Source organism: Acidimicrobiales bacterium (assembly GCA_041394265.1).
GTDB lineage: Bacteria > Actinomycetota > Acidimicrobiia > Acidimicrobiales > SZUA-35 > JBBQUN01.
This window is the reverse complement of sequence record JAWKIO010000005.1, coordinates 2,866,274-2,892,207: the sequence shown is the minus strand read 5'-3', so window position 1 is coordinate 2,892,207 and position 25,934 is coordinate 2,866,274. Positions and strand designations below refer to the sequence as shown.

At 66.1% G+C, this 25,934-nt stretch carries 35 protein-coding genes and 1 pseudogene; 20 read left to right on the top strand and 16 right to left on the bottom strand.

From position 1 onward, the window contains the following. Nucleotides 1-53: 53 nt before the first annotated feature. The 3 genes from R2733_14180 to R2733_14170 form a co-directional block, all read right to left on the bottom strand. A complete protein-coding gene (locus R2733_14180; protein ID MEZ5377648.1) occupies nucleotides 54-476 on the bottom strand; it encodes a type II toxin-antitoxin system VapC family toxin in 423 nt (140 codons plus the stop codon). Continuing rightward, a complete protein-coding gene (locus R2733_14175) occupies nucleotides 473-754 on the bottom strand; it encodes a type II toxin-antitoxin system prevent-host-death family antitoxin (protein MEZ5377647.1) in 282 nt (93 codons plus the stop codon). Before R2733_14175 ends, R2733_14180 begins: the two co-directional genes overlap by 4 nt. A gap of 224 nt (nucleotides 755-978) precedes the next feature. Then, entirely contained in the window at nucleotides 979-2,493 is a 1,515-nt protein-coding gene (locus R2733_14170) for a hypothetical protein (GenBank protein ID MEZ5377646.1), read from the bottom strand. A 731-nt stretch (nucleotides 2,494-3,224) separates the two neighbouring features. On the opposite strand from R2733_14170, the gene R2733_14165 reads away from it, so the two are divergent. The 11 genes and pseudogenes from R2733_14165 (at nucleotide 3,225) to R2733_14115 (ending at nucleotide 9,761) form a co-directional block, all read left to right on the top strand. Next, nucleotides 3,225-3,374 carry a hypothetical protein gene (locus R2733_14165; GenBank protein ID MEZ5377645.1) on the top strand — a complete coding sequence of 50 codons (150 nt, stop codon included), beginning with the start codon at nucleotides 3,225-3,227 and terminating at the stop codon, nucleotides 3,372-3,374. A gap of 10 nt (nucleotides 3,375-3,384) precedes the next feature. Then, entirely contained in the window at nucleotides 3,385-3,930 is a 546-nt protein-coding gene (locus R2733_14160) for a DDE-type integrase/transposase/recombinase (GenBank protein ID MEZ5377644.1), read from the top strand. 71 nt (nucleotides 3,931-4,001) lie between these two features. After that, nucleotides 4,002-5,087: a tyrosine-type recombinase/integrase gene (locus R2733_14155; protein ID MEZ5377643.1), complete on the top strand. Its 1,086-nt coding sequence runs from the start codon at nucleotides 4,002-4,004 to the stop codon at nucleotides 5,085-5,087. Beyond that, the gene (locus R2733_14150) at nucleotides 5,053-5,292 is read left to right on the top strand and encodes a hypothetical protein (protein MEZ5377642.1); all 240 of its coding nucleotides are present in this window, start codon (nucleotides 5,053-5,055) and stop codon (nucleotides 5,290-5,292) included. The genes R2733_14155 and R2733_14150 overlap by 35 nt, the downstream gene beginning before the upstream one ends. Before the next feature lie 38 nt (nucleotides 5,293-5,330). Then, entirely contained in the window at nucleotides 5,331-6,572 is a 1,242-nt protein-coding gene (locus tag R2733_14145) for a hypothetical protein (GenBank protein MEZ5377641.1), read from the top strand. After that, the gene (locus R2733_14140) at nucleotides 6,557-6,991 is read left to right on the top strand and encodes a hypothetical protein (GenBank protein MEZ5377640.1); all 435 of its coding nucleotides are present in this window, start codon (nucleotides 6,557-6,559) and stop codon (nucleotides 6,989-6,991) included. The genes R2733_14145 and R2733_14140 overlap by 16 nt, the downstream gene beginning before the upstream one ends. Further along, a complete protein-coding gene (locus R2733_14135; protein MEZ5377639.1) occupies nucleotides 6,988-7,293 on the top strand; it encodes a DUF6262 family protein in 306 nt (101 codons plus the stop codon). Before R2733_14140 ends, R2733_14135 begins: the two co-directional genes overlap by 4 nt. A 56-nt stretch (nucleotides 7,294-7,349) precedes the next feature. Beyond that, nucleotides 7,350-7,556: pseudogene (locus R2733_14130) on the top strand (integrase core domain-containing protein). Nucleotides 7,557-8,246: 690 nt separating this feature from the next. Then, nucleotides 8,247-8,759: a hypothetical protein gene (locus R2733_14125; protein ID MEZ5377638.1), complete on the top strand. Its 513-nt coding sequence runs from the start codon at nucleotides 8,247-8,249 to the stop codon at nucleotides 8,757-8,759. A gap of 406 nt (nucleotides 8,760-9,165) precedes the next feature. Then, nucleotides 9,166-9,369, top strand: coding sequence for a DUF6290 family protein (locus tag R2733_14120; GenBank protein MEZ5377637.1), 204 nt, complete (start codon nucleotides 9,166-9,168; stop codon nucleotides 9,367-9,369). Further along, nucleotides 9,366-9,761, top strand: a complete 396-nt coding sequence (locus R2733_14115; GenBank protein MEZ5377636.1) for a type II toxin-antitoxin system death-on-curing family toxin — start codon at nucleotides 9,366-9,368, stop codon at nucleotides 9,759-9,761. The genes R2733_14120 and R2733_14115 overlap by 4 nt, the downstream gene beginning before the upstream one ends. 222 nt (nucleotides 9,762-9,983) lie before the next feature. On the opposite strand, the gene R2733_14110 is transcribed toward R2733_14115, so the two are convergent. Together R2733_14110 and R2733_14105 are read right to left on the bottom strand one after the other, a co-directional pair. Continuing rightward, complete coding sequence (locus R2733_14110) at nucleotides 9,984-10,184, bottom strand: hypothetical protein (GenBank protein ID MEZ5377635.1); 201 nt, start codon at nucleotides 10,182-10,184, stop codon at nucleotides 9,984-9,986. A 44-nt stretch (nucleotides 10,185-10,228) separates the two neighbouring features. Next, nucleotides 10,229-10,507: a hypothetical protein gene (locus tag R2733_14105; protein MEZ5377634.1), complete on the bottom strand. Its 279-nt coding sequence runs from the start codon at nucleotides 10,505-10,507 to the stop codon at nucleotides 10,229-10,231. Between the two features lie 311 nt (nucleotides 10,508-10,818). Here R2733_14105 and R2733_14100 point away from each other — a divergent pair, with 311 nt between their 5' ends. Continuing rightward, entirely contained in the window at nucleotides 10,819-11,274 is a 456-nt protein-coding gene (locus tag R2733_14100; protein MEZ5377633.1) for a hypothetical protein, read from the top strand. Nucleotides 11,275-11,312: 38 nt separating this feature from the next. Here the strand turns inward: R2733_14100 and R2733_14095 are convergent, their stop codons facing one another. From R2733_14095 to R2733_14080, 4 genes are all read right to left on the bottom strand, one after another. Beyond that, nucleotides 11,313-11,549 carry a hypothetical protein gene (locus R2733_14095; protein MEZ5377632.1) on the bottom strand — a complete coding sequence of 79 codons (237 nt, stop codon included), beginning with the start codon at nucleotides 11,547-11,549 and terminating at the stop codon, nucleotides 11,313-11,315. Between the two features lie 63 nt (nucleotides 11,550-11,612). Further along, nucleotides 11,613-11,804, bottom strand: a complete 192-nt coding sequence (locus R2733_14090; protein MEZ5377631.1) for a hypothetical protein — start codon at nucleotides 11,802-11,804, stop codon at nucleotides 11,613-11,615. A 26-nt stretch (nucleotides 11,805-11,830) separates the two neighbouring features. Further along, nucleotides 11,831-12,136, bottom strand: coding sequence for a hypothetical protein (locus R2733_14085; protein MEZ5377630.1), 306 nt, complete (start codon nucleotides 12,134-12,136; stop codon nucleotides 11,831-11,833). Next, a complete protein-coding gene (locus R2733_14080) occupies nucleotides 12,133-12,570 on the bottom strand; it encodes a hypothetical protein (protein MEZ5377629.1) in 438 nt (145 codons plus the stop codon). Before R2733_14080 ends, R2733_14085 begins: the two co-directional genes overlap by 4 nt. A gap of 146 nt (nucleotides 12,571-12,716) precedes the next feature. On the opposite strand from R2733_14080, the gene R2733_14075 reads away from it, so the two are divergent. The 3 genes from R2733_14075 to R2733_14065 are packed head-to-tail and all read left to right on the top strand — an operon-like array spanning nucleotide 12,717 to nucleotide 16,052. After that, the gene (locus R2733_14075) at nucleotides 12,717-13,586 is read left to right on the top strand and encodes a hypothetical protein (protein ID MEZ5377628.1); all 870 of its coding nucleotides are present in this window, start codon (nucleotides 12,717-12,719) and stop codon (nucleotides 13,584-13,586) included. Between the two features lie 25 nt (nucleotides 13,587-13,611). Beyond that, complete coding sequence (locus R2733_14070) at nucleotides 13,612-14,493, top strand: ABC transporter ATP-binding protein (protein MEZ5377627.1); 882 nt, start codon at nucleotides 13,612-13,614, stop codon at nucleotides 14,491-14,493. Beyond that, on the top strand, nucleotides 14,490-16,052 hold the full coding sequence (locus R2733_14065; GenBank protein MEZ5377626.1) for a hypothetical protein: 1,563 nt from the start codon (nucleotides 14,490-14,492) through the stop codon (nucleotides 16,050-16,052). Before R2733_14070 ends, R2733_14065 begins: the two co-directional genes overlap by 4 nt. 3 nt (nucleotides 16,053-16,055) lie before the next feature. Here R2733_14065 and R2733_14060 read toward each other — a convergent pair whose 3' ends face one another. The 4 genes from R2733_14060 to R2733_14045 all read right to left on the bottom strand — a co-directional run bounded on the left by R2733_14060 (nucleotide 16,056) and on the right by R2733_14045 (nucleotide 18,241). Beyond that, the gene (locus R2733_14060) at nucleotides 16,056-16,595 is read right to left on the bottom strand and encodes a YqgE/AlgH family protein (protein MEZ5377625.1); all 540 of its coding nucleotides are present in this window, start codon (nucleotides 16,593-16,595) and stop codon (nucleotides 16,056-16,058) included. Between the two features lie 2 nt (nucleotides 16,596-16,597). Next, nucleotides 16,598-17,257 carry a deoxyribose-phosphate aldolase gene (deoC, locus tag R2733_14055; GenBank protein MEZ5377624.1) on the bottom strand — a complete coding sequence of 220 codons (660 nt, stop codon included), beginning with the start codon at nucleotides 17,255-17,257 and terminating at the stop codon, nucleotides 16,598-16,600. Nucleotides 17,258-17,405: 148 nt separating this feature from the next. Then, the gene (locus R2733_14050) at nucleotides 17,406-17,777 is read right to left on the bottom strand and encodes a hypothetical protein (protein ID MEZ5377623.1); all 372 of its coding nucleotides are present in this window, start codon (nucleotides 17,775-17,777) and stop codon (nucleotides 17,406-17,408) included. A 68-nt stretch (nucleotides 17,778-17,845) separates the two neighbouring features. Further along, on the bottom strand, nucleotides 17,846-18,241 hold the full coding sequence (locus R2733_14045) for a cobalamin B12-binding domain-containing protein (GenBank protein MEZ5377622.1): 396 nt from the start codon (nucleotides 18,239-18,241) through the stop codon (nucleotides 17,846-17,848). A 194-nt stretch (nucleotides 18,242-18,435) separates the two neighbouring features. Between R2733_14045 and map the strand changes: the two genes are divergently transcribed. From map to R2733_14030, 3 genes are all read left to right on the top strand, one after another. Next, nucleotides 18,436-19,413, top strand: a complete 978-nt coding sequence (map, locus tag R2733_14040) for a type I methionyl aminopeptidase (GenBank protein ID MEZ5377621.1) — start codon at nucleotides 18,436-18,438, stop codon at nucleotides 19,411-19,413. A gap of 228 nt (nucleotides 19,414-19,641) precedes the next feature. After that, nucleotides 19,642-19,845 (top strand): DUF2892 domain-containing protein, encoded by a 204-nt coding sequence (locus tag R2733_14035; GenBank protein ID MEZ5377620.1) that lies wholly within the window; start codon nucleotides 19,642-19,644, stop codon nucleotides 19,843-19,845. 17 nt (nucleotides 19,846-19,862) lie between these two features. Further along, on the top strand, nucleotides 19,863-20,636 hold the full coding sequence (locus tag R2733_14030) for a sigma-70 family RNA polymerase sigma factor (GenBank protein MEZ5377619.1): 774 nt from the start codon (nucleotides 19,863-19,865) through the stop codon (nucleotides 20,634-20,636). Nucleotides 20,637-20,647: 11 nt separating this feature from the next. On the opposite strand, the gene R2733_14025 is transcribed toward R2733_14030, so the two are convergent. The 3 genes from R2733_14025 to R2733_14015 form a co-directional block, all read right to left on the bottom strand. Further along, nucleotides 20,648-22,408 carry an alkyl sulfatase dimerization domain-containing protein gene (locus R2733_14025; GenBank protein ID MEZ5377618.1) on the bottom strand — a complete coding sequence of 587 codons (1,761 nt, stop codon included), beginning with the start codon at nucleotides 22,406-22,408 and terminating at the stop codon, nucleotides 20,648-20,650. Between the two features lie 148 nt (nucleotides 22,409-22,556). Then, entirely contained in the window at nucleotides 22,557-23,330 is a 774-nt protein-coding gene (locus tag R2733_14020; GenBank protein ID MEZ5377617.1) for a hypothetical protein, read from the bottom strand. Between the two features lie 126 nt (nucleotides 23,331-23,456). Beyond that, complete coding sequence (locus R2733_14015) at nucleotides 23,457-24,194, bottom strand: sulfite exporter TauE/SafE family protein (GenBank protein ID MEZ5377616.1); 738 nt, start codon at nucleotides 24,192-24,194, stop codon at nucleotides 23,457-23,459. A gap of 79 nt (nucleotides 24,195-24,273) precedes the next feature. Between R2733_14015 and R2733_14010 the strand changes: the two genes are divergently transcribed. Continuing rightward, nucleotides 24,274-25,515: a hypothetical protein gene (locus R2733_14010; GenBank protein MEZ5377615.1), complete on the top strand. Its 1,242-nt coding sequence runs from the start codon at nucleotides 24,274-24,276 to the stop codon at nucleotides 25,513-25,515. 95 nt (nucleotides 25,516-25,610) lie between these two features. After that, on the top strand, nucleotides 25,611-25,934 hold the full coding sequence (locus R2733_14005; GenBank protein ID MEZ5377614.1) for a metal-sensitive transcriptional regulator: 324 nt from the start codon (nucleotides 25,611-25,613) through the stop codon (nucleotides 25,932-25,934).

Below are 25,934 nucleotides of genomic sequence, written 5' to 3'. Positions count from 1 at the left end.
TGCTGAACTTTGCAGTGGACTGCGACCGGCGAATGGCCGTTCTGGGGATGCTGTCAGGTCAGGAGCGGGTTGGCCACGTGAAGCCCTTGCCGGGTCGCCGCAGCGCATAGCGCAACGTCGGCGCTCGTGAGCACCGTTGCCCCCACCAACAGAGCTGCGGCGAGATGCACCGCGTCATAGCCACGCAGAGCTTCGCGTTCAGCGAGCTCGACAGCGTCGTCGATCAGTTCCTTCGATACCTCGATGAGGTGGAGATCTTCGACCAGGACCGCCAGCGACGCCTTCGCTGCGATGAACTGTCGGCTGGAAAGCCGCTTACCGTGATGGGCTGCAGCGAGCGCCGCCCGAGCTTCGACGACGATCAGGCGAGCCGACGCCAGCGCGTCGGCTTTCTGCCACAGTACTTCTGCTCGATCGGAGCCGTCCTCATCGATGATGAGTTTGATCAGCGTAGAGGTGTCGAAGTAGGTGATCACCGACGCTGCTCTGCGACGAGATCGCTGACCGTTCCCTTCGACTTGATGCGTCGGGCGGGCTGATGCCGGCTGAGACTCGACGGGGCACGAACGACCCCGCTAGCAACGAGTTCCCTCAGACGGCCATCAGAAGCGTCGAGCGGTGACAGCTTTGCGACCGGCCGCCCACGGTCGGTGACGATGACTTCTTCACCTGCCCGCACACGATCGATGTACTTGCTCAAACCGTTCTTCAGTTCTCGAATCCCGACCTCAGACGTCGATGTAGCCATATTCATGAGGCAATTGTAGCTACATTCGGAAGGCGGTCAAAACGGCTCCACAATGCGCCGCCGAACCGCCCCATATCGTGCAAGGGCTGACACCTACGTCCTGCCCCTGATCGCCGGGCCGGTGTCACCGGGTCTTGCACGCGGGCCAGCGTCGCCAGGACCCGTCGACTGTGCGTCTTGGTCAAGGTGTCGAGCGTGCCTCCCAGCTGAGAGCGGGTCGCTTGCTGGGGTCAGGTTGGGATGTCGAGGTCATCGATGCCGAGTTGGTACCAGTCGTGGCCGTTGATGACATGGACATGCTGACCTCGGGCGAGGAGTTGGGCGGTTCTCGGTAGTTCGCCACCGTCCGGCAGGGTCAATTGGAAGGCATATGATGCAGTGATGGCGTCGTTGTCGAGCTCGCACAGCAGGAGACGGTCATACAGGTAGTAGCCGCCGATCAGTGCGAAGCGGTTCTCACTGGCGGCGATTGCTTGTGCTCCGCCGACCAGGGGCGGCCACGAGGTCACGGTGCGGTCATGGTTGATCCGACAGATCGAGAAATCCGCGTAGTAGCAGATCCACACGGCGTCATCGGTCACGTTGAGCGCGTAGCAGTCCGAGATCGGTTGGAGCCCGCTGGGCGCTTGGTAGTGCCAGAGTTGTTCGCCCTCGCTCGACCAGCAGATCAGACCATGGTTCCCGATCGGGACGGGTTGGCCTCGCCCGCCCCATCCGTTGTTGCCGTACACGCCTTCATCGAAGTAGCCGACCCAGATTCGACCGTCACGGGTGGTGTTCACGCTCTTGATGCCATCACCGAGTGTGAACGAGGCCGTCACCTTCCCGTCCCGCATGACCAGGCCGTTGTGCTCTCCCACTCCGTCGACACATCGCGTGCGATTGCTGACCGCCAACAGCTGCCCGCCGGGCAGCGGTTGGAACGTGGCGCGAACGAACGGCACATCAACGAAACTTGATGTCCGTTCGCCGTCACCGATCGAGACAACCTCGAATCGTCGACTCGAAGGGCCGGCGTCTCCGGAAGTCTCTCGATTCCCATCATCAGCGTCGCCCGGTTCCGCTGCGACGATCAGGCGACCGTCGTAGTCGAGCGACACAGTCCGAACCACGCCCGACACCCCGAGCCGGGCTGGCGCATCGAGAGGCAGCGGTGTGGTCGTGGCAAGCTCGGACTGTCTGGTCTGCTGCCAGCGCCGCCTCGACGCTTCGATCGACCGCTTCGAACGCTCCTCCTTCTCCGCTCGGGCGGCTTCGGCGGCGGCGTCGAGCGATTGCCGCAACGCAACCCAATCTTCGGGGACCCCCGCATCCACAAGCCGATCCCTGTTCTCCTCAGCGTCGATACCGAGGATGCCGTTGAGGTGAAGACCCGGAGTGGGGTGGGAAGCGAACTCGTCGAGGGCGGCATTCGCCACGCGAAGCGCACCCCATGCGAGTCGGCCCGCGAGTTCGCTATCGGCCACCCGATCGAGAGGTGTCCCGGCAATGTCGGCGGCACGCATCGCCAGGAACGACTCGAGCAGATCGGGGGTGTCGCGGCGGACGTCGTCGATTCCCCACATCTTGCCTGCCGATATCGGATACCCCGAGCGGTCGCAGGCCTCCGAGTCCGGCGTTCTGGCGAGTGCACGCAGCAGCGCTTCTGCCTCGACAAGTTCTGCCTCAGCCAGGCGTCGCTTGGCCTCCCAGTACTCGGTGTCGAAGGATTCGTGATCGCTGTTTCGCTCGTACCAATCGCCCATCCCTCGACGGTCAGCAGTGTTCAACACCTCGAAGGTCGCGAGCGCCACGAGACGGTCAACGGTGTCACGGAAAGCCGCAACCGTGCGAAGGACGCAGGCCGCACGCAACGCCACGAAAGCGTTCCCCGAGGGCGGCCGCCGACGCTCGTCGACAGCGCCACTCTTGGCACTCGAAACGTTGGCACAAAGATCCCACAGCCAACTGGGCGCCGGCGCACCGAACCCATGCGAGTCGAGACGAGAACGGGCCTGGGCAAGCCACACTTCGGTCGATTCGAAGGCAGATTCGACGTCCTCAGAATCCCCTGGATCCGCGAAGACGAGTACACCGATCTCGCCTCGGTCCTCACCTTGGAGTGGGGAACGGATTTCGCGGTGAGGGGCTGCCCTGCTGAAGGGAAGTGTCATCGTGCCGAAGGGCATCAAGCCATCGCCTGAGTTCCGTGCTCAGGCTTGTCGTCAAGTCACCGAGTACTCCCGACCGGTGCGTGAGGTCGCCCAAGAACTCGGCATCTCGCATGAGACTCTGCGAACCTGGCTTCGTCGAGCCCGCCAGGAGGAGTCCCGAGTGGCCGAAACCGAAGAATCCGATCTCGCGGCCGAGAACAAGCGTCTCCGCGCCGAACTCAAGCAGGCGAAGGACGACCTGTATTGGGCCGGGCAGGAGAACGAGTTCTTGAAAAAGCGGCGGGCTTCTTCGCAGCCGAACAACGCCCGAAGCGTGGTTCGCAGTGATCGACCAGATCGCTGTTGCTGGGGAGAAGCCCGAGTTCCCGATCGCCCGCATGTGCGGGTGGGCGCAGGTGTCGGAGTCTGGGTTCTACGCCTGGCGCCGCCGCACCCTCTGCCGCCGCTCGTCGCCGGGTGTGGCTGGCCGGTGAGGTCGCCCGAGTGTTCGGTGCGTCCAATGGTGTGTTCGGCTACCGCAAAGTGCACGCCCAACTTGCGGATGAGGGGATCGTGGTGTGTGACCGGCTGGTCCGGGATCTGATGGCCGAACAGGGCCTGGAGTCGTGTCATCCGGCGCCGTGGCGGCATCTCACCCAACCCGATGGGACCCCGCCGGCCCCTGATCTCATCGGCCGTGACTTCGCCGCCACGCGGCCCGGGGTCCGCCTGGTTGGCGACATCACCCAGATCGACACGTGGGAAGGCCCGGTGTTCTTGGCCACGGTGATCGATCTGTACAACCGTGAAGTGATCGGTTGGGCCATGGCCGAGCATCATCGGGCCGAGCTGGTGTGCGCAGCGATCGTGATGGCCCGCCGGAACCGGCGGGTCCGCCGGCGAGCGATCTTTCATTCTGATCGTGGGAGTGAGTACACCTCGAGGGCGTTCCGGCACTGCCTGCGGGTGAACGGGCGGATCCGCTCGTCGATGGGCCAGGTCGGCTGCTGCCCCTTTACCGGCCAATCGGATCTGGTGTTGGCGGCTTGAGCCCAGATAGTTACTGGGTTTCCTGAGATTCTTCCTTGCGTTTCTCTGGCGTCGGGTTTACATGTTTTGGTGTGCCTGCCGCTGGGTTGATCCTCGAGCAAGACGATGTCGGGGTCTGGTCGATCGGGGGTGCGGGGGCGGAACGGTTCGGGTTGGTCGACGAGTATTTGAGCTATCTGGCCGACCGGAACTATTCGCCTCGAACGATCCGGACGTACGGCTACGGGCTCCTCGCGTTCGTCCGTTGGCTCGATGCTGAGGAGATCGACTTGGCCGAGGTGACGACTGATGTGTTGCTCAGGTTCTTGGCGGCGTGCCGGGTCGAGCGGGTTGCTGGCCGGCCGGGACCGAACGTGGTGTTGATGAACGGTCGTCGTGCTGACGCTTTGTCGCCGTCGACGGTGAACCTCCGGTTGGCGGCGGTGTCGGGCATGTTCACGTTCCGGACGATGCGGTGCCCGGAGTTGGGGAACCCGGTTCCCAAGGGCGCTGAGGCGCGTCGTCGGTCGCCGGCGGAGCGTGGCGGCATGTTGTCGCATGTCGAGCGTCGCCCTCGGCGGCGTTCACCGATACGTGTCCGCGAGGCGAACCGGCTGCCACGGTCGCTCGACGCCGACCAGGTCGTGGCCTTGTTTGGGTCGTTGTTGACGTGGCGTGACCGGGCGATCGCCGGGTTGATGGTGTTCTGTGGTCTGCGCTCGGTCGAGGTTCTCGGCCTCGACGTCACCGATGTCGACATTGGTGGCCGCTGGCTCCGGGTGAACGGCAAGGGCGCTAAGGAACGTCGTGTCCCGCTCGATGTCGATGTTGCCGGGGTGATCCAGACCTACCTGCTGGCGGAGCGGCCCGAGACGGCGAGCGGCCGGTTGTTCATCGTTGCCAAGGGCCCGACCCGCGGGCAGCCGTTGACCACGGCCGGGCTGCGGCGGATCTTCCGGTATCACCGGGAACTGTCTGGTGTTGCGGGCGGGCATCCGCACGCGTTGCGCCACACCTTCGGCACTGCGCTGGCCGAGGCCGGGGTTGATCTGGCGGTGATGCAGGCCCTGCTCGGCCATACCCATATCGACACCACTGCCCGCTATGTCCATCTGGCTCCGACCCATGTCAAAGCTGAGTTCGATGCTGCCCGTCAACGACAACGCCACCAGTCCTGAACCAGCCGGCCCGCTGCCCCAGGGCGACGAGTTGTTCGAGATCTACCGGGAATACATGACCGCCACGGGGCGGGGCAACGTGACTTCGGAACGCGCCGCCCGATTGTTCCTGCGAGCATGGCCTGAGCCGTCGGCCTGGGAGGCCGAACCGTTGGACGTTCGCCTCGCCATCGATCCGTCGCGACGGCGTTGTTGGCGATGTTGATGATGTCGGGCCGTGTCCGCCCGGGTTGGGATTGGCTGGTGAGACGCAAACTCTCAGCGTTCTGGTCCGCCAGCGCCGGCACGCCGATCGGCGACGACATGGCGGCGTTTGTTACGGCGGCGGTCGAGGTCGGGTTCACCCCGATCCAGGCCCGCCGGGCCGGGTCCCAGTCGATCGGCCGGGTGTTGATCCAAACCGGTCGCCGTCTCGATCAGATCACCGTCGCCGACCTCGACGCGCTGGCCCGGGCATGCACCGATCGTGAGGCGGTTACGGGTCAGGGCTGGCGGCACTATCGCAGCGCGATCGTGTGTGCTCATCAGGTGTTGTTCCATCTCGGCGTGCTCGACACGCAACCACCGCCATCGTTGACACCGTTGCCTCTGACGGACCGGTTCGCCGGTTGCACCCCCGAACTCGGCGGGTTGATGGTCGCCTACCTGGAACGCAAGACCGGCACGTGTCGCCCCAAGACCGTGACTGCGTTGGCGACCCGCCTCAACCATTTCGGCCTGTTCCTCACCGACACCGACCCGACGCTCATCTCGTTCAACGGGCTCGACCGGCGCCGCCATATCGAGCCGTATCTGAACTCCGTCGCCGGCGCGCCGTCGTCGAAGACCGGGCTCCCGCTCACGATCGCCGATCAGGACCGTCGGATCCGGGCGGTCGATCACATGCTGGTCGAGATCGGCGAATGGGGCTGGGACGACGCACCGCCACGACGACTGATCTTCCGTTCCGATCATCCCCGGCTCCCCAAACCGTTGCCCCGCTACCTTCCCGTCGACGCTGATCGTCGACTCGCTGCCGCGCTGGAAGCATCGCCGTATCGGCTGTCGGCTGACGCCCTGCTCCTTGCCCGGGCGGTCGGGCTCCGTATCGGTGAACTCATCGATCTCGAACTCGACTGCGTGCACGACATCGCCGGGAACGGATCATGGTTGAAAGTCCCACTCGGGAAACTCGACACCGAACGCATGGTCCCCCTCGATGACGAAACCGTCGCGCTGATCGACCGGATCGTCGACACCCGCACCCCGGGCCGGCCGATCAACCATCCCGCGACGGGCGTCCCACCCAGTTCCTGTTCACCCACCACGGCCGCCGGCTCTCACAAACCGCGGTCCGTCACGAACTCAGCCGTTCCGCCGAGGCCGCAGGGATCGGCCCTGTCACCCCACACCAACTCCGTCACACCTACGCCACCGCCATGGTCAACGCCGGTGTTTCTCTCCAAGCGCTCATGGCGCTCCTCGGGCACGTGTCCGCGCAGATGAGCCTGCGCTACGGGCACCTGTTCGACACGACCGTCCGGGCCGAATACGAACGAGCGCTCAACCTCGCGAAGACCAGGATCGGGGCCATGCCCCTCACCCAGACCGGCCGGGACCTGATCCCGGTGAACGCCATCAACACCAGCGGCGACTGGCGGGACGAGCCAGCGATCAAAGCCAGACTCGCCGGCGGCTACTGCCTCCGAGCCCCCGCCCAGGGCGCCTGCGCCTACGCCAACATCTGTGAGCACTGTCCGAACCTGCGCACCGACGCTGCGTCGGTCACCGTCCTCGCTGCCCAACGCGTTGATACCCGTGCCTTGGCTGCTGACGCCGAGCGTCGTGGCTGGATCGACGAAGCCGACCGACACCACCGGCTCCTCGAACGCCTCGATCATCTCATCGAACAGGCCGGCGCATGACCAAACTCGACGGCATCGAACAAGCCTGTCTCGACCTCACTGCCGAACAGATCAGGGTCACGTTCGCCGCGGTCGCTCAACGAACAGGTCTCAGCCGGACCACCCTCTACAACACCCCTGAGCTCCGGGCAGTCATCGACGCCCACCGAAACCAGCCTTCCGATCCCCGAACCCTGACCAGCCTCACCCACGAAATCGGGCACCTCCGCACCGCTCTCGAAGCCATCGCCGACAGAGTCCGCCAACACGAAGAACGCCTCCGCCACCTCGAGGACAGACAACCCCGACAACGAGCGAACTAGACACCGCCACCCGACTCCACACGGGCACATGTGAGCCAAGATTGGCCGGTTAAGCGTACGACAACGCGGTCGCTGAGTCGTTCTTTGCTGCGTTGAAGAAGGAACTCGTGCATCGCACCGAGTTCCCCACCCGCGCTCACGCTGAGGAAGCGGTTGCCAACTACATCGAGATCTTCTACAACCATCGCAGGCCCCACCAGGCACTCGGGTATGCCACCCCCGCCGCCTACCGGGCCCGACGAGTCAACTCAACCGCAGCCTGACACGCGCGATCCAGTGCTCACTCCACCTGGAGGCCCGTGGGCGACCGGGATCGACCCAGGATCCGGGTTTGGTGGCACAGCAGACGTGCCCGAAAGGCTACGAGACAAGTCTCAGCACGCGGCCTGCTCCCAGAGCGCAGCCGACCGATTCGACCAGAACCGGTACCTCGGAAGGTTGCCCACCACACTCACCCCTGAATCGAATCGGCTTGGGCCCCGTGGACCCTCACCTGCAAACGCCCCCGAACGCTCGACACCGGATTCTCCGCCGCCATCCCATACCGCCGGCCGTGGGCGAGGCGTTCGAGGTCCTCGTCGACTGCTTCGCCCTGGATCACTCGTACTGCAGCGGGCCGGCGTCGACAACGACGAGGCGTCGATCCACCGGCCGGCTCACTGTCGGCACAGCGGCCGGAGGCGGCGCGCTACTCTGCACCGGCGATGGGCGACAGCAGCGAACATGTCATCGAGCTCGCTGGACGATCGATCCGTGTTCTTGCTCGTGGTACCAACGAGATGGACAGCCGCCGGCTGCGATTTCCCGACTGCGGGTCAACCCTGGAGAACCCTGACAAGCTCCATCGAACGGCGGGCATATTCGGAGCGATCGCCCCAAACGACACCCAGTGCCGGATGCACGGGCGCCTAACTTTCAACCAGCCAGCGCAGCCGGACCGGCTTCTGTAGACGGTGTCGGGCACCCCTTTCAATCTCGAGGCGTTCCAACAAGACCTGGAACGACAGATCCAACGATCAACACGATGGCTCATTGCTGCCACCGTCATCGCTGTCGTCACGTTCGTCGCGGTGTTGATCGACACCAAGGTTGATCTCGTCGCCGCCACGCTCGCCGCGTTGCTGGCTGCGCCGCTTCTGGTCCTGCCCGCCATCGCCGTGTTCCGCTTGACCGAATTGCGGCGGGCGATCGCTGTCGGCCACACGAGCGTTGTCGCTGACCTGACGTTGCGCGGCGAGTTCACGAATCGGTACTTGGAAGCCGTGGTGGTCAGCCCGGGAAAGTTGGAGGGGAGCCGGTTCTCGCTGTTCGGCCCGCTTTGGGGTCAGCACAGGGTTACCGGTCGGCGTGCCTGCCTGTGTCTGGGCGAGGATGCTGGTGGTCCACGGCTGGTGGCCTTCGACGGTCAACGAATCGTGTGGGGTCGACGCGCTCGACGATCCCCCGACCTTGCCCCGACGAGGTGACAGCGCCGTTCCGTCCTGCCAAGCCCGCCGACAGGCTCTGACTCCAGCGTTCCCTATCACTCGCTCTCCCGAGCGCCGAACACCGCCCCATACCGCCAGCAAGAGGAGCCGTGCATCCGCGGATGCGTTTCGTCACATTGAGTGACCACTTGCCTTGACCCGGTCACGTTCGGCGCATGAAATCCACCCGCGGACGCACCGGAAGCCCACCGACCGCCGCCAGCTGACTGTCACCGACATCAGCCTCCTCGTCTCGAGCAGCGAACATGACATCCAGTTGCTGGCCACAACGGCGCCCCCGAACGTTCGGCGTTGACTGCTCCGCCCCCATCCCGGAACGCCGGCCGTGGGTGACGCATGGTTCCGGGCAACTCCAGATCTGGTATCACAGTGATACCATTGCCGGATGGCCATGACACTCCGCCTCACCGACGAAGAACAAGCCGCGCTCCGTCAACGAGCAGAGCTCGAGGGCATCTCACTCCAAGAAGCGGCCCGTCGAGCCGTCCGCGAGTTCGTCGACCGCAGCGATCACCGCGACCGAGTCGCTGACGCCGCAGCGAAGATCCTCGTCGCACACGACGACGCCCTGCGCCGGTTGGGCGAGTGACCGAGCAACCCGAGATCGAATACCTCGACCTCGATGACCTGATCGCACTCGCCACCGCACTACTCGGCGACCCCGCACCAATACGCGATCTCGGCCTCCTCGGATCTGCAGCCGCACGACCTCGCACCACCGCATTCGGTGTCGATGCCTATGCCGACATCTGGACCAAAGCCGCATCACTCCTGCAATCGATCGTCGGCAATCACGCCTTGGTCGACGGCAACAAACGACTCGGATGGCTCGCAACCGCCGTCTTCCTCGAGATCAACGGCCACGGCGTCGCAAGCGCCGAGAACACCGACGTCTACGACCTTGTCGTCAAGGTTGCCGCAGAGAATCCGGACATCGAGGCGATCGCCGTCGCTCTCAAGACACTTGTCCGGCGCCGGTGAACGGGGTTGGCAGCTCCGCCGCTGCCGGGTTGGGTCAAGCGTTGAACCAACGGAGATCAGCGTCGGAGGCGAGCGCCGAAGCGTTCCCCTACCCGCTCACGCCCGAAGCACCGACGAGCATCCCCGACCGCCGGTTATTCGGGTGATCCACCGTCTGGACTCGAATCTGTGTCCGGGCCGAGGGCCCGGCGCTTGGGGCAGAGCGATCTGACTGGTCGCTTGTCAAGTGGGGGTGCGGTTGCGGGTCCGCCAGAGGACACCGGTGACCCGGGTGGTGGTCGTGAGCGCGACGTAAACGGCGGCGAAGCCGAGTCGTCCGACGGCCCAGCCGCCGACCAGGAGGATCGGGGCGACGAGAAGGAGGGCGTGCGTGCCGTTGTCGGCCGCGACCTCATGGAGCCGTGTTGTCAGCGCTGTCGCCACCGGTCGGGACACTCCACCTGGAGACTGACGGGAGTCGCTGGTGGTCAGGCCCCTGCCGCGGCGTCGTTGAACGCTTCGTCGAGCACGGCGGTGGCTGCTTCGACGGTGACGGCGTTGCCTTCGAAGACGAGGAGGTCGTGGTCACCGTCCACGACGTGGTCGATGAAGGCTTGGCCGACGGCGCCCAGGATCCTGAACGCCGTCTCGGATGGGCCTCCGAGGAATGCAACGTTGGTGACGGGCGTGCTGTCGACGATGTCGACGTCGACGGTCCACAGTTCCCGCATCAGTGCATCCTGCGGGTACTCCTCGAGCTGATCCATCCGGAAACGGTAGGCGTTCGGCTGAGTGGCAGCGGAGAGCAAAGCGACCTTGTCACGTTGCCGGCCATGCAGGAGGCGTTGGCGGCCGCCACTCGGCCACACCCTCAGCAACGAGACGGCCGGCGGCCCAAGCACCGAAGCGCCCCACATCGCCCACCGCCCACGCCCCTGACGCTGCCCCGAACGCCTAGCAGGTGACGGAGCCCTGGCTGCGGTGATGTGGCCGTCAGGAATGGCAACATGGCACCGAGAATCGTGCAGCGAATGACCCCTGAGCGAACAGGAGCTGAGTGCAGAGTCAAGGGCCGGATGTGGCTGAGCACCGTTTCGTACATGGCACCGCTCGCTTCCGTGAGGTGATCCTCGGCGGCATCGTCGCGTTCGTCGGGCTCCAGTTCCTCCTGGCCGCAACCACCCGGTCGAACTCACCGACACTGTGGCTGATCGGCGTCGCACTCATCGGTATCGGTGCCGCGGTGATCTCGCGTGGCCGGCGCCTTGGCTTGTTGATCGACGGTGACCGTGTCATGGTGCGCCGGTTCCTGTTCACGCTGCCGTTCGAGAAGGAACTGTGCCGTCTGGTGATCGACGACGATCAGCCGCAATGGTCCATCGCCAAGTTCGCCGTGCTCGAGGTCGACGACGGAGAACGCCAGACGATCGGCCAGATCTCGTGGACCGGCCAGTGGTCAACCGCTCCACGACTACGGGAGCTGTTGAACGACATCGAAGCCGCCGGCTTGACCATCGACCGGCGATCCGCCTGACCGGCTCAGGAGTGACAGCTCCCTGGCTCTCCCAGGCGCTACCCGGTGGTACGACGGCGACGACTGGCATCGACCCGTCGAGCGCCGGTCACGACATCATCGAGCACGTCGGCCAGTGGGTCGGCACCACTCTCGACACGGTCGAGCTCGCCAGCCAAGACCTCGAGGATGGCGCTGACGCTCACCCCTTGTTCGGCCGCAAAGTCGTGCCAATGATCGTGGGCATTGTCGCTGACATAGGCGTGGATCGCGCGCCGCGTTGACTGGGTCGACATGTGTGTTCCTTCGTGCCGCTGCTGCCGAAACGGTAGCCGAAAGTGCGACCAGTTTGCGCCACCTCACGGCGCGAGCGACGCTCCCCGGGCGGCAAGTGCCTCGTTGAGGATGCGCACGGCACGGGGGCCGAACCCGTGCAGCGCGAGCAATTCCTGTTCGCTTCGCCCCGCGACCTGCTCGAGGGTCGTCACGCCAATCGATGCCAGCGCCCGAGTCGCCGGTGCTCCGATCTTCGGTAGTGGTGTCGAGCCCATGCGTCGATCGTAGATCGAGGTGCCGCTCAACGATCGAGCGGGCGAGCCTGCCGTGCGTCGTCGATCAGTCGCTCCAGCTCGACGACCGAGTGGTCGACGCCGGCGAGCTCGGTTTCGAGTTCGTGGATGCGCGACGTCAGTTCGGCGTCGGCGACCGCTTGACGACGAGCGAGCAGCGTCGGATCGTCACCGAGGTCGAGCCGCTCGAAGGTGCGAGTTTCGGTGGCCACGATCTTGGGCTGACGCCACCGCCACCAGAACCAGCCGACGCCGAGGCCCAACACGAACGACGCAAGGAGGGGCAAGAGCAGCTGAGCGATGACGAGCGTCACGAGTCGGAGTCCTCGGAGGTAGGCGAAGGCGAGTTGTCGATGACGATGCTTCGGGCGTCAGCGACGTCGACGACGGTGAGCAAGCGGCGCTCGTCCCAGCCCTCGGGCGGGGTGCCGGTGATCGTCACATCACGGAAGTCGACGTGCACCACGAAGTCGGCCGGATCGAGACCGGCGTTGCGCAGCGACTCCTCGGTGCGGTCGCTCAGGGTCGACTCCACCCCTCGTTGCACCACCGAGGTGAGACCCACGAGCCCGGCGACACCGATCGCCGCCCCGAGCACCCAGCGTGCAAGCGAAGGGATCGGGACGGGACGACCGTCGGGCGGCCGGTAGGCAGACGTGGTGACTTCGCGGTCGATCGTCCAGAGGATCGCCGAACCCACATGGTCCTCGCCATCACGCGAGACCGCAGCCACGCTGTCTTGGTTCATCTCGATCGCTCCACGCCGCGGCCGAATCCCTCATCGAACCCGGCCGATCGTAATCCCAGCTCGCTGGGCAGGTGTGACTTCACCGAACAAACCGCTCAGTGATGCCCAGCTTCAAGTAGTCGCACGTTCGAGCCGATGGGACGAACATGACGTTCCGTTCGCTCCGCCCGGTTCTGACCATGGCAGCCCTGCTCGTGTCCGCTGCCGCCTGCTCACCGTCGTCCACCACAGAGGTGATCGCCGGTAGCGGTGACCTCCAGTCCGACGTGGTGTCGAGCGAGCCCGAGATGAACGAGAGCGTGCCCACGGAAAGCGAGTTGCCCGCCACGACAACGACACCTTCCTCGACCGCCATCGACATGCCGACCACTTGGGCGCCGTCGGACGCACTCACGAATCCGTCGCCGGGGTGTGTCGCCTTCGAGAGTTTCCTGCTCAACGATCTCGCTGCCGTCGACGACATGTCCGATGAGATGGTCTTCGCCACGATCGACGGGGTCCTGCGAGCTGCCTCCGAGGACGCGGCCGCTTCGTGGCAGCAGCTCGAGGCCATTGTCAACAGCAACGGCGACGAGCTGACCGACGAAGAGATCTCGGCGGTCATGACCACGATCGACGACGCCACCATGAACGACTGCGGACTTCCGCTCTTCGCTGCCGTCGTTGCGCTTGATGCTCCGTCGGTCTGGGACGTCTGCTCCTACGCCGCCACCTCGACCGAGGACAGCGACACGATCGAAGACGACAGCGACTGTCCGACACCAATCCCACCGAACGAGCTGCCGTGCTTCGCCGGCGTCGAACTCGATTCGACCGAGCTACAGATCACTCCCTATGCAGCCGTCGACTGTGACTCGGGGGAGCGCGTCAGCCTGACGAGCGACGGCACATGGAAGCCGACCGAGGATGTCACGACGACCCCGACGACGACCCTGGCCGCTCCGACCACGACGACTTCAACCACGATCGCTCCGACGACCGTGCCCGAATACATGACGACGACCACGACCCCGTGATCGCCGCTGGTAGCTTCGCGATCCTGTGACGACATCTGCACCCGCGCCCGCGGTCGTCCTCAACCAACTCGTTCGCCGGTTCGGCGACAAGCTGGCCGTCGACCATCTCGACCTCCGGGTCGAACGCGGCACGTTCTTCGGTCTGGTCGGACCCAATGGCGCGGGCAAGTCGACGACGCTCAAGATCGCCACCGGGCTCCTCCGTCCCGACAGCGGCCTGGCCATGGTCGATGGGCTCGACGTCTGGGCCGACCCGAGCGCCATCAAGGCTCGGATCGGCATCGTGCCAGAAGACCTGCGCCTCTTCGAGCGTCTCACCGGCCGGGAGATGCTCGAGTACGTCGGTCTTCTCCGAGGTCTGCCGCGAGCCGAAGCCCAACGCCGGGCCGCCGAGCTGCTCGACGTGCTCGACATGGACGAGGCCGCCGGACGCCTCGTGCTCGACTACTCCTCGGGCATGCGCAAGAAGATCGCGCTCGGTGCCGCGATCCTCCACCGACCGACCGTGCTGTTCCTCGACGAGCCGTTCGAGTCGGTCGACCCGCTGTCGGTCCGCGTCCTGCGAACGCTGCTGGAACGGCTGGTCGCCGACGGCGCCACGGTCGTGTTCTCGAGCCACGTGATGGAGGTGGTGGAGCGGCTCTGCGACAGCGTCGCCATCGTGCACGCCGGACGAGTCGTTGCGACCGGGCCGACCGAGCGTCTGGTGGCGGGCGGGCGGCGTCTGGAGGATGTCTTCGTCGAAGCGGTCGGTGCCCGGCTCGACGGCCCCGGCCTGGACTGGCTCGATGCCCACGCGGCAGCACCACCACCCCCGACGCCGCCACTCCCGGCACCGCCCGCCTCGGCGTCACCCGCTCCGATCACATCGACCGACGATCTCGAATCCGACCGGCCCCATCGGTGATCTCGACCTTCGCCCGCCTCAAGTCCCGACTCCTCTGGAATGCCCTCCGCCGCGGGCAAGGCCTGGGACTCATCCTGTTCACCTCGCTCGTCGGCATCCTGTCGATCGCCGGCGTGTTCAACGCGCTCGCGGCAGACGTCGCCGACCTCGGCATTGCGATGCCGCTGATCTCGCTCGGGCTGATGGTCGCCGCCGTCTTCAGTCCGCTCCTGTTCGGATCGACCGACGAGACGGTCGACACGACCCGTCTCGCCCTGTTCCCACTCGACACTCGACACCTCGCGCTGGGCATGGGAACCGCCGCCCTGATCGGCCCCGGACCGATCGCTCTGCTGCTGCCATTGCTCGCCGTTGCCTCTCGAGCCCCCGGCCCGCTCACCACACTCGTGGCCGTGCTCGGAGCGTTCACCCTCGTGGCGCTCGTCGCCGTCCTCCCCAAACTCGTGATGACTATCTTCGGCGCACTGCTGCGACGCCGACGAAGCCGAGACCTGGCGACCGTGGCCAGCAGCCTCGTGGTGGCGGTGCTGCTCCTGAGTGTGCAGGGCGGGCTGTTCTTCGGAGGTTCGATCGACCGACGTCACGTCGAGGTGGCTTCCGATGTCGCAACGGTTTTGCCGACCGGCTGGCCCTCGTTGACCCTCACCCGCTCCCTCGACGGGCAGATCGCCTGGCCGGTCTTCTTCCTCGGAGCGTCGTGGATCCTTCTCGCCTACCTGTTGCTCACCTGGGCCCGGGTGCTGGAGCGGAGCCTCAGCGATGTCGATGACGGTGGAACCGCCAGCGACCTCGGGGGTCACCTCTTGGACCACGGCGGCGACAGCCCCCACCCGATACGACCGGTGCTGGCCAAGGAGTGGCGCTACCTGCGGCGTCACCCCCGATACCGGGTCCAGGTCATCTCGCAGGCCCTGGTGGTGTTCATCGGCGGCGCACCGTTCCTTGGCGCAGTGATCGATCGACGACCCGAGGCCGTGCTGTTCGGCTGCATCCCCGGGCTGACCGCCGGACTGACCGGGGCCAACCTTCTCGGCCCCGACGGGCGGGCGCTATGGGCCGAAGCCATCGCCCTCCCATCGCTGCGCCCACTCCTGCGAGGGCGCTCCCTCGTCTTCGCCATGATCGGCGTTGGCGGGTCGTTGATCGTCACCTTCGGCGCCGCCGCCTACACCGGCGGCTGGAGGTTCGCCGTCCCTGCCCTTTCCGCGGCCGTCGGCATGGCGTTCACCGGTGCCGGCATCGGGAGCGTCACCTCGACCTTCGCCCCGGTCCCCTACCCCGAGGAGTCCAATCCCAATCCGTTCGCCAGCGGGCTGAGCGGCGGAGGTTGCATCAACGGGCTCGTTTCCTTCACCGGCGTGATCATCGGCCTCGTCCTTGCGGCACCGATCCTCTACACCATCGCCCAGGCGTCCGACGGCTCGATCCCGATCCTCGCCCTCATCACCGTTGTCGCCCCGGCGTACGGCCTGGCGGTCTGGCTGGTCACCACGCAACAAGCCGGCCGGCTGCTCGAGCGCCGGCTCCCCGACATTCTCACCCACCTCTCGCGGGCGTGAACCTCAGTTGAGCGAGGGATCCTTCGGGTAGTGGGCGAACCACGCCATCTCACCGCCGTTGCGTCGCAAGACCATCGCCCAGAGCCGCTCGGGGTCGGCGAGGAAGACGTCGTCGCGCAAGCACGGGACCACCCACCACGCCCCGTTCGCCAGCTCGCCCTCGAGTTGGCCGCCACCCCACCCGGCATAGCCGGCGAAGATGCGGAGCTTTTCGAGGCCATCGGCGACGACGAGCGGGACCTGTTCCTCGAGATCGACGCTGGTCAGTCCGAGCGGGAGGTCGCCGTCCATCCGCTCGCCCCAACCAAGCGCGATGAGACTGTCGGTCTCGACCGGCCCTCCCTGGAAGATCACCGCCGGCGCCTCGGCAACCGAGTCCCACCCTGGGTACGCCTCGGCGACCAGTACCTCGGTCGGCCGGTTGATGACGACCCCGAGCGCGCCGTCTTCGTCGTGCTCGAGGATCAGCGTCAACGTGCCGTCGAAGTTGGGATCGGCGAGCTCGGGCCGTGAGATCAGGAACGAGCCGGCGAGCGACCGCATGGTCAGCCCTCACCCCGCAGAATGGCGGCGGTCGACGATGTGCCCAGACGGGTGGCGCCGGCCTCGACCATGGCGGTCGCCGTCGCGAAGTCACGAATACCACCGCTTGCCTTCACCCCGAGCCGTCCCCCGACCGTGGAGGCCATCAGGCGAACGGCCTCGAGCGTGGCGCCGCCGGAGGGGTGGAACCCGGTGGAGGTCTTCACGAAGTCGGCACCTGCCGACTCGGCGGCACGGCACGCCGCCACGATCTCGTCGTCAGTAAGAGCACCCGACTCGATGATGACCTTGAGGGTGACCTCGGCGGGCGCCACACGCCGCACGAGCGCAATACTCGACTCGACCGCAGCCCAGTCGCCTGACTTCGCCTGGCCGAGATCGATCACCATGTCGACCTCGTTGGCCCCGTGCTCGATGGCGAGCGCCGCCTCGGCCGCCTTCGACGCGGCCTGGTGGGCGCCCGACGGGAAACCGATGACGGTGCAGACGTCGATACCTGGTTCGAGCCAGCCATCGACGATCGGGAGCCGCGACGGCGACACGCAGATCGCGGCGACCTGGTACTGATTGGCCTCGGCGCACAAGGCCTCGATCTGCGCCGGCCCGGCCTCGGGCTTGAGCAACGTGTGATCGATCAGCGATGCCAACGAGTCAGATGCCATCCGAGGAGTCTACAACCGCAACGATCGGCGGGCCGGGGCCAGAAGTCCCGCCATCACCGCCTGCCCAGATCCGGTCGAAGACTGGTCAGATCCGGTCGAAGACTGGTCAGATCCGGTCGAAGACTGGTCAGATCCGGTCGAAGACTGGTCAGATCCGGTCGAAGACCGTGCGCTCGGGAGCCTCGGCACCGCAGAACACACAGATGGCGGCACGAGCGTTCACCATCGCCCCGCAGGAACACTCACTGACTCGATCGGCTCGCCTCCCGTCGATCGTGCCGTCGGAGCTGTCGAGTTGCTCGATTCGTTGGATCAGATGCTCCTCGGTCAGCCCCGTGGTCTCCTTCACCAGCAGCCACATGCTCTCGGTCGCCAGTCGCAGCCGGTCGAAGCGGGCCTGCATCTGCTCGAACTTGTCGGCCTGCATCTCGGCGCGGGACAACTCGGCCGCCTGGCTCGACGCCATGATCTTCTGCGTGGCGCGAATCTGGTTGCGCTGGTGATAGTCGATGATTCCCACACCCTCGACATCGGTCGAGCGGCAGGGTGGCTTGAGTTGAGGGTGGCTTGAGTTCGGGGACGCTGCGTTCAGGCGGCGGTTGCGCCAGCAGCGCCACGAACGGCGTCGGCAACTTCCTCGGCGGAAGCACCCGGGTGCAGCACGTGGGCGACGCCGGCTTCGAGCAACCGGGGAACGTCGAGGTCGGGGATGATGCCACCGACGACGACCGGGATCTCCGAACCTTCGGCCCGAAGCAACTCGACGACCTTCGGGGCGAGGGTCATGTGCGCCCCGGACAGCATCGACAGTCCGATGACGTCGACGTCTTCGTCGATGGCGGTGGCCACGACCATCGCCGGTGTCTGGCGCAGGCCGGTGTAGATCACTTCCATCCCCGCGTCGCGCAGGATCCGGGCCACGATCTTCACACCACGGTCATGGCCATCGAGGCCTACTTTTGCCACCAGCACTCGCAACGACATGCGGGCAGGTTACTGGCAATTTGCCGAACGCCCCAGTCTCGTCGGCTTCATTGCCGTTCGCACCGGTGGTTGCGTCGGAAATCAACATCGATCAATGTGACGAGCGACTGGACCAGCGGAGGAGCGGTTCCTCGTTCTGGGCGGCTGATCCGCCCGACCCTTCCGAAATCGAGGCAGCCACTTACACTGATTTCATGCGAGTTCTCCCCAAGTCCAACGATCTCTGCTGGTGTGGCAGCGGCGTCAAGTACAAGCGATGCCACAAGAACTCGACCGATCCGGTGCGGGCCGGGCGCCAAACCCCGCTCCGCACGGTCCCCGATTCGATCGCCGCACCGATGTGGGCCGACGGCACTCCGGTGTCCCGTTGGGACGAACCTCGGGTCAAGTCCGCCGACGTCATCGAGCGGATGCGCCGGGTCGGGGTCGAGGCTGCCGACATCCTCAACGACCTCGGCAAGCTCATCAAGCCCGGCATCACCACCGACGAGATCGATCGCGCCTGCCACGAGGGCGCCATCGCTCGGGGCGCCTACCCCAGCCCGCTCATGTATCCCGGCGGCGACAACCCCTTCCCGAAATCGCTGTGTACCTCGGTGAACGAGGTGATCTGTCACGGCATCCCCGACGACCGTGCCCTGCGTGATGGCGACATCATCAATCTCGACGTCACCATCTTCAAAGAAGGTGTCCACGGCGACACCAATGCCACGTTCTTCGTCGGCGAAGTCGACGAGCAGTCGCAGCGACTGGTCCGGGTCACACGTGAGTGCACCGAACGAGGCATCATGGCGGCGATGCCCGGCCGTCCGATCAACGAGATCGGCCGCGCCATCCAGGATCATGCCGAGGCGAACGGCTTCGGCGTCGTGCGCGACTTCGTCGGCCACGGCATCGGCGAGCAGTTCCACACCGACCTGCAGATCTGCCACTACTACCACCCCTCCCTCACCGACATCATCGAGCCCGGCATGACCTTCACGGTCGAACCGATGATCACGGTCGGCGACTGGCGGGCCCGCATGTGGTCCGACGGGTGGACCGCGGTCACCTCCGACCACAGCCGCACCGCCCAGTTCGAGCACACGATCCTCATCACCGACGACGGCCCCGAGATCCTCACCCGGCCGACCGACCCGAGCACCCACCCCTACTGGGCCCTCGCCACCTGACCCCTTCTGTGCGTCAAACCCACCGCTCGAGACCGTTCTGTGCGTCAGAGTTCCCGCAGCCGGGAAGTTCGACGCACAGATCGGGATGGCCGGGAAGTTTGACGCACAGAACGACCCGGGTTGCGGCCACGGGCTCCGTGTGGCGAGGTGATGTATCCCTTTTGGCCAGTTGTTCGTCTGTGAGGTGAGTGGACCCGTGTGGGGTCCCCGAACACGAGGAGACGCACGATGACCGTCAACGAAGCAAGCTGGGATCGAATCGCCCGAATCGTCCTCGGGGTGGTGCTCGCCATCGTCGGGTTCGCCGTGATGGGCGGGACCGCCGGCGCCGTCGTCGGTGTCATTGCCCTCGTCCCGCTGCTGACCGGCGCTATCGGCTGGTGCCCGCTCTACAGCCTGTTCAAGTTTCGCACCAACGGCGCCAACCACTAGGCCATCCGGCGAGCGCCATGACCTTTGCCGCCGAGGAACTCGCCGAGCATCTCGACACCTTGTATCGCTATGCGCTCGGGGTCACCCGTGACCCCGAGCTGGCGGCCGACACGGTGCAGGACACGCTGGTGCGTGCGCTGGAACGCCAGGATCAGTACCGGGGCGATGCGCCACTCGGCCACTGGTTGATCCGCATCGCGCACCACCTGATCATCGATCGTGGCCGAAGATCACAGCGAGAACGGGTGGTCGACGAGGTCGACGCCGAGCACGCCGAGGCAAGGTGGCAGCTCGACGACTACACGATCGACGCTGCGCTGGTGGCCGAGCGTGCGGCCACGAGGGCTGACCTGCTCGATGCGCTGGTGCGCCTGCCCTACATCTTGCGCTCGGCCGTGGTGCTCCACGATGTCGAGGGCTACCGCGTGGCCGACATCGCCGCCATCCACGAGATCTCGCTTCCGGCCGCCAAGCAGCGCTTGCGTCGGGGCCGGATGGCCATGGTGACCGCCCTCGCATCCGGCCCGCAACGACGAGAAGCGACCAAGGGAGTCCCCATGCGGTGCTGGGACGCACGACGACACGTCAGCGACTACCTCGACCATGATCTCGAACCGGCGACGGCCGCCGCCATCGAAGCGCACCTCGCCACCTGCCCGACGTGCCCGCCGCTGTACGCCGGGTTGGTCGGAGTGCACGACGAGCTGGGACAGCTACGAGATCCCGATTCGGTGATCGATCCGACCCTTGAGCATCGACTGCGAACGTTGCTCGAGCCGCCACCCGGCTGACCGGCGGCTGGTCAGGACGGGCCACCCGAGGGCTGGAACGAGCCGTGGTCGAAGCACGCCAGCATCCGCCGCAGACGCTCGTGGTCGCCATCGATCACGGCAGCGCCCGACGCAACGGCGTCGTCGAGCGACATCTTCGCACCGAGAACGGAGGCCAGCGTTGCGTGGTCGAGCGACAGCGTGACCGACGCGCCGCGGCCGTCGGTCGGGACGGCAACACCGTGGCGAACGTGCAGGCCGACAGGCTCGTGGTCGCCCTCGACGACGACGCAAAAGTGGTCGTCGAGGCCCTCGGCGGCCGCCGGATCCAGCAGCACACGCAGCGCCCGCAGGTACACGCCGGGATCGCCGCCGCCGACCTCGGCCGCAGAGAAGCGGTGCGTTCGGAAGCGAGTCATGTCAACCGTGCCGTCGAGCTCGCTTGCGCGAGTGAGACACCAGTTGCGAATGTTCGCGGCAGTGGTGCGCCGAGCAATCGTACGGAGCACCGTCGCCAACAGCCCACGCTCCTGGGGCGAGCCACCATCGGCTCGGCCATCGGCATGCGGCTCGGAACGCACCAACCACGTCGCCAGCTCGAGCGCCCAACGGAGGTCATTGTCGGCCAGCGCGGCCTCGGCCTGGGACCGCACCTCAGTGCGGCCACCGAAGCCTTCGATCAACCGGCGGCAGCGTTCGAGCGTCGGCATCGGGAACAGGTGCGACTCGTCGGCGTCGAACCATCCGACCAGGCCGTTGCGGATCTGGCGAACGTGGTGCTCGGCCACGCCGTAGTACTCACGGGTGATGCTCAGCTCGTCGTAGCAGGCCGGGAGACGGACAAACTCGGTGAGTTCGCTGGCGGTCAATCCTCGGTTGAGTCCGCGAACGGTCTGATCCCACAGGAATTGGATCGAGTCGCGGAAGAGGGTGATCGCCGACTCGACATCGCCACGGCCGGAGATCGGGCGGCCGTGGGCTCCCAGCAGGTGTTCGCATCCCAGTCCGAGTAGGTGGTCGAGACCAGCGAGGAGCACCCTCGGGTCTCGATACTCCTCGCCGCGGATCGCGAACACATTGAACAGCGCGGGCCACACCAGGTTGTTGATCGCGACGCCGAGGGTCGGGAACCAGATCGTGATCGAGTCGTCGGCGTCGGATGGTGCCGGCGACATCTCCACCGGAAGGCCGGCAATCGTGGTCGACGTCGGCTCGGCGAGGGTGTGGGTCGGCGGGAGGAAGCCACCGGTGTAGGGCGCGTGGTCGGGGTTACGGAAGCTCCGCCCCAGCCCCACGTTCACGAGAGCATCAGGACCGGTAGGCGGCAACACCACGCCGAACTGGTGCACGATGCCGCGCGAATACGCCGCTGCGATCTCCGAACTCGCCCGGCCCCGATTGCCCTCGATCCCGGCGTGGCCCCAGATCACGAGGTCATCAGCCGAGCCAATTCCCTCGTCGAGGATCGCGGTGGTCCCAGCCACGTAGTGGAAGTGGGTGTAGATCACGGCGACGACCGGCGTCTGCGTGTGCTGCCGCACCTGACGCAGCGCCGCGGCCATCTCCTCGACGCACTCGCCGGTGTCGATGGCGATGAGGCCCTCAGGTCCCTCGACAAAGGTCTGATTCGACAGCCCGTTGCCGATCAGCGTCCACACCCCCGGAGCGACGGTGATCAGTTCCTCGCGGAGTCGGTCGCTGTGCGCAAGGTGGTCGACGTGTGCGATCTGCCCGTTCGGACCCGTGGCCTCGACGGCAGGATCGATGCTGAAACTGGTCAGTGGTGTCGTCATGGCGACACCCTACGCGCTCACGAAGCGGCAGTTCTGTGCGTCGAAGTCACCGCCCACCCCCGTTCTGTGGGCCAAAGTCACCGCTGCCGGGAACTCTGACGCACAGAACGGGTGGGGTGGGTGGGGTGGGTGGGGCGTGGGAGGAGGGTCAGCCGCCGAAGAAGGCGGTGTTGTCCTCGAGGAAGGCGGCAGATTCCTCCAGTGAGCACTCCGACGTGATGACTTCCATCGCCGCGGTGACGTTGACCATCTCACTCATCGGCAGTTCCATCATCGACTCGCTGTCGGCCATGAGACCCTCGACGTAGGCGATGGCGCCATCACAGTCGGCGGGAACGTCGCTCGAGGCGGCGGCACCCTCGTCGAAGCTGGTGGCGAAGCTGCTGATGAAGGTGAGGAAGCCGACCGTGCCGGGGGCTTCCTGCTCGGCGAGCTCGATCATCAGGGCCACCGACTCTTCGTCGCTGTCAGGCTGGATGTCCTCGCAGCCTGCATCGGCCATGCGGGTCTCGAACTCGGTCCCGGGCTCGTCGAGTGCCGTGCCGATCTCCTCCATGTCGGCCAGGGTGGCGTTCTCCCAATCGATCTCCGACACCGTCGGCTCGATGGTGCGCAGGAAGTCGCCGATGGCGTCGCGGCACTCGCTGGGCAGGTCATCGAGGCTGCGGATCGTTGCACCCGAGCTGTCGCCACCATCGTCCGATTCGCCCTCGCCCGAGCTGGCGTCGCTCGAGCCGCTGTCGCTCGAGTCACTGTCGCTCTCGGCGTCTTCGGTCGAGTCGCTGCTCTCCGCATCGTCGGCGACGGCCGTGGTGGTTTCGGTATCGCTGGCTTCGTCACCGGCCGACGACGAGCCGCCGCCACAGGCCGAGAGGGCGAGGACGGCGGCGAATGCGGCCGAGGTGAGCGTGAGACGAGACATGAACGAGTTCCTCCGTTGATTGGGCCGAATGGACCGGCCACTGAATGGGCCGAATGGACCGGCCGCTGTTCTTCCATCGGTCGACGGCGCCAAACCATGATGGTTTCACTCCGAGCCGAAGCGACGTCAGCCGATGATCCCGATCATCTTCAACGCCAGGACCACAACCGAGACGACGAGAACCGGCCGGATGACCTTCTCGCCACCGGCCACGGCGATCTGCGACCCGGCGTAGCCACCGATCGCCATACCGCCCGACAGCACCAGCGCCGGGAGCCACCGCACCTGGCCTTGGACCACGAAGGTGACCACCGCAACGGCCGAGACCACGAGGATCACGTAGGTCTTGATGGCGTTGCCCTGGAGCAGGTCGAAGCCGGCCCGCGACAGCAGCAGGAGCAGAATGAGTCCGACGCCGGCCTGGATGGCGCCGGCGTAGATCCCGACGCAGAAGAACACGATCACGTTCAGCCAGACCGGCCAGGGCTTCGGCGCCGCCTTCGCCTTCGGCTTCCAGATCGACAGCGCCAACATCGGGAACATCATCACACCGAAGATCTTCTCGAACAGCGCGTCGTCGACCCCCGACACGAGCAGCGCCCCGATCAGACCTCCGACCACTGCCGGCAGGAAGATCGGCGCCGCCTCGCGGGCACCGATCACCTTCTTGCTGGCGTAGCCGTACCCCGAGGAGGCGTTCTGGATGAGGACCGCCACCCGGTTGGTGCCGTTCGCGAACAACCCCTCGACTCCAGCCAACGACAGCAGCGGCACGGTGAGCAGCGATCCGCCGCCAGCCATCGAGTTGATGGCGCCGGCGAACATGCCGCCGAAAAAGATGAGGACGGCTTCGATCGGTGACATTCGGACCGACGCTACCTCCATCACCGCCGATCAGGTGAGACAATCAACTGTCGGCCCCGACCTGGAGAAGATGTCACCCATGCGAAGAGGACTGGCAGCACTGATTCTCGGACTCTCGCTGGTCGTCGCCAGCGTGGCCTGGTCGGGCTATGTGCTCACCCACACCGTGCTCGACCCCAACCGCTCGGAGCGTCTGGCCGACCAGGTGCTCGACAACCCCGTACTCCGGGCGGCGCTGATCGATCGGCTCGCCACCTCGATGGAAGCTGCGGTTCCCGGTGACACGCCGATCCCCCGCCAGCTCCTCGAGACCGCAGCTGCCACCGCGCTCGACAATCCCGAGGTCGAGAATCTCGTGCGCAACGGCATCGTCGGGGTCCACCGATCCGCGCTCGAGGGCAATGCCCAACCGGTCACGGTCGACGCAGCGGCGCTCGGCAGCGCCAGCCGCGCTGCACTCGTGAACGTCCAACCCGAACTCGACGCGGTCCTCCCGGCGGCACCCGCGCTCGAGGTAGAACTGCCTGTCGGCGGACTCAGCGTGCTCGGCCGCATCCGCTCCTTCGTCGAGCAGGCGACGACGATCCTCGCCTTCATCGCGATCATCGGCGCCACCACGGCATTTGCGATCGCAAAGAACCGACCGGCCGTGCTGCGGCGCGTGGCATTCTGGGCGTTCGGCACCGCAATGTTCTGGATCATCGTCGGCTTCGGTATTCCGTTCCTGGCCGAGCGGATCGCTCCGTCATCCACTGCGATCATCTCGGCATTCATCGACGTGTTCTTCGGAGCGATGATCCGACCGGGCATCTTCATGGCAGCCTTCGGTGGCGCCTGCCTGGCCGCCTCGTTCTTCTGGGCAGCCGGATCGGCCACCGCCGGCGCCCGGCTCCTGCAACCCGGCGGCGACGCTCCCCTCGACCGTCAGCCCAATCGAGGATCGGGTCGAGGTGGGGTCGGTTCGACCGCCTCGAACATTCGTCGGCCGTCGCCCAACGACATCGCTGCCGCTCAACGGGCCGAGCAGCAGCGCCAGGCGTACGAAGCACAGCAGCGGGCGTCGCACGAGTTGGCACTTCGGCACCAGGCTGCGCAACAAGCGGCAGGTGCGCAGCGACCGCCGACCTACACCCAGCCGCCGGCCTCGACACCTCGACCCGTCGACCCCACCACGGCCATCCCCCAACCGTCGGCAGGGACCCGACCTTCAACAGGACCACAGCCATCGGCCACGCCACCCGAGACCTCGGAGGCCTCGCCGTTCGGCCGCGCTCCTCGCTGGGAGCCGGGCGTGGGATACCTCGACGACGACACCCGCTGAGCCCGGCCGGGCCCTGGCCCGGATGTCGCTGCTATGACCAACGACCGTCATCGCCGGGTTTTCCTCGCGCCTCGACGCGCATACCCTACCCCCCTATGGGTACTCCACTGCAGGAACACGCCGCCGAAGTAGATACGGCACCGGGCTACTCCGAGACCAAGACCAAACAATTGGCGCACCTGCGCCGTATCGAGGGCCAGGTCCGTGGGTTGCATCGCATGGTCGAAGACGACACGTATTGCATCGACGTGCTCACCCAGCTGGCCTCGGTCACCAAGTCGCTCCAGAGCCTCGGGCTGAATCTGCTCGATGAGCACCTGCGTCACTGCGTCCGGGCCTCGATCACCGACGCCGACGATCACGGCGACGCCAAACTCGACGAGGCGGTCGCTGCGATCGCCCGACTGCTGAGGAGCTGA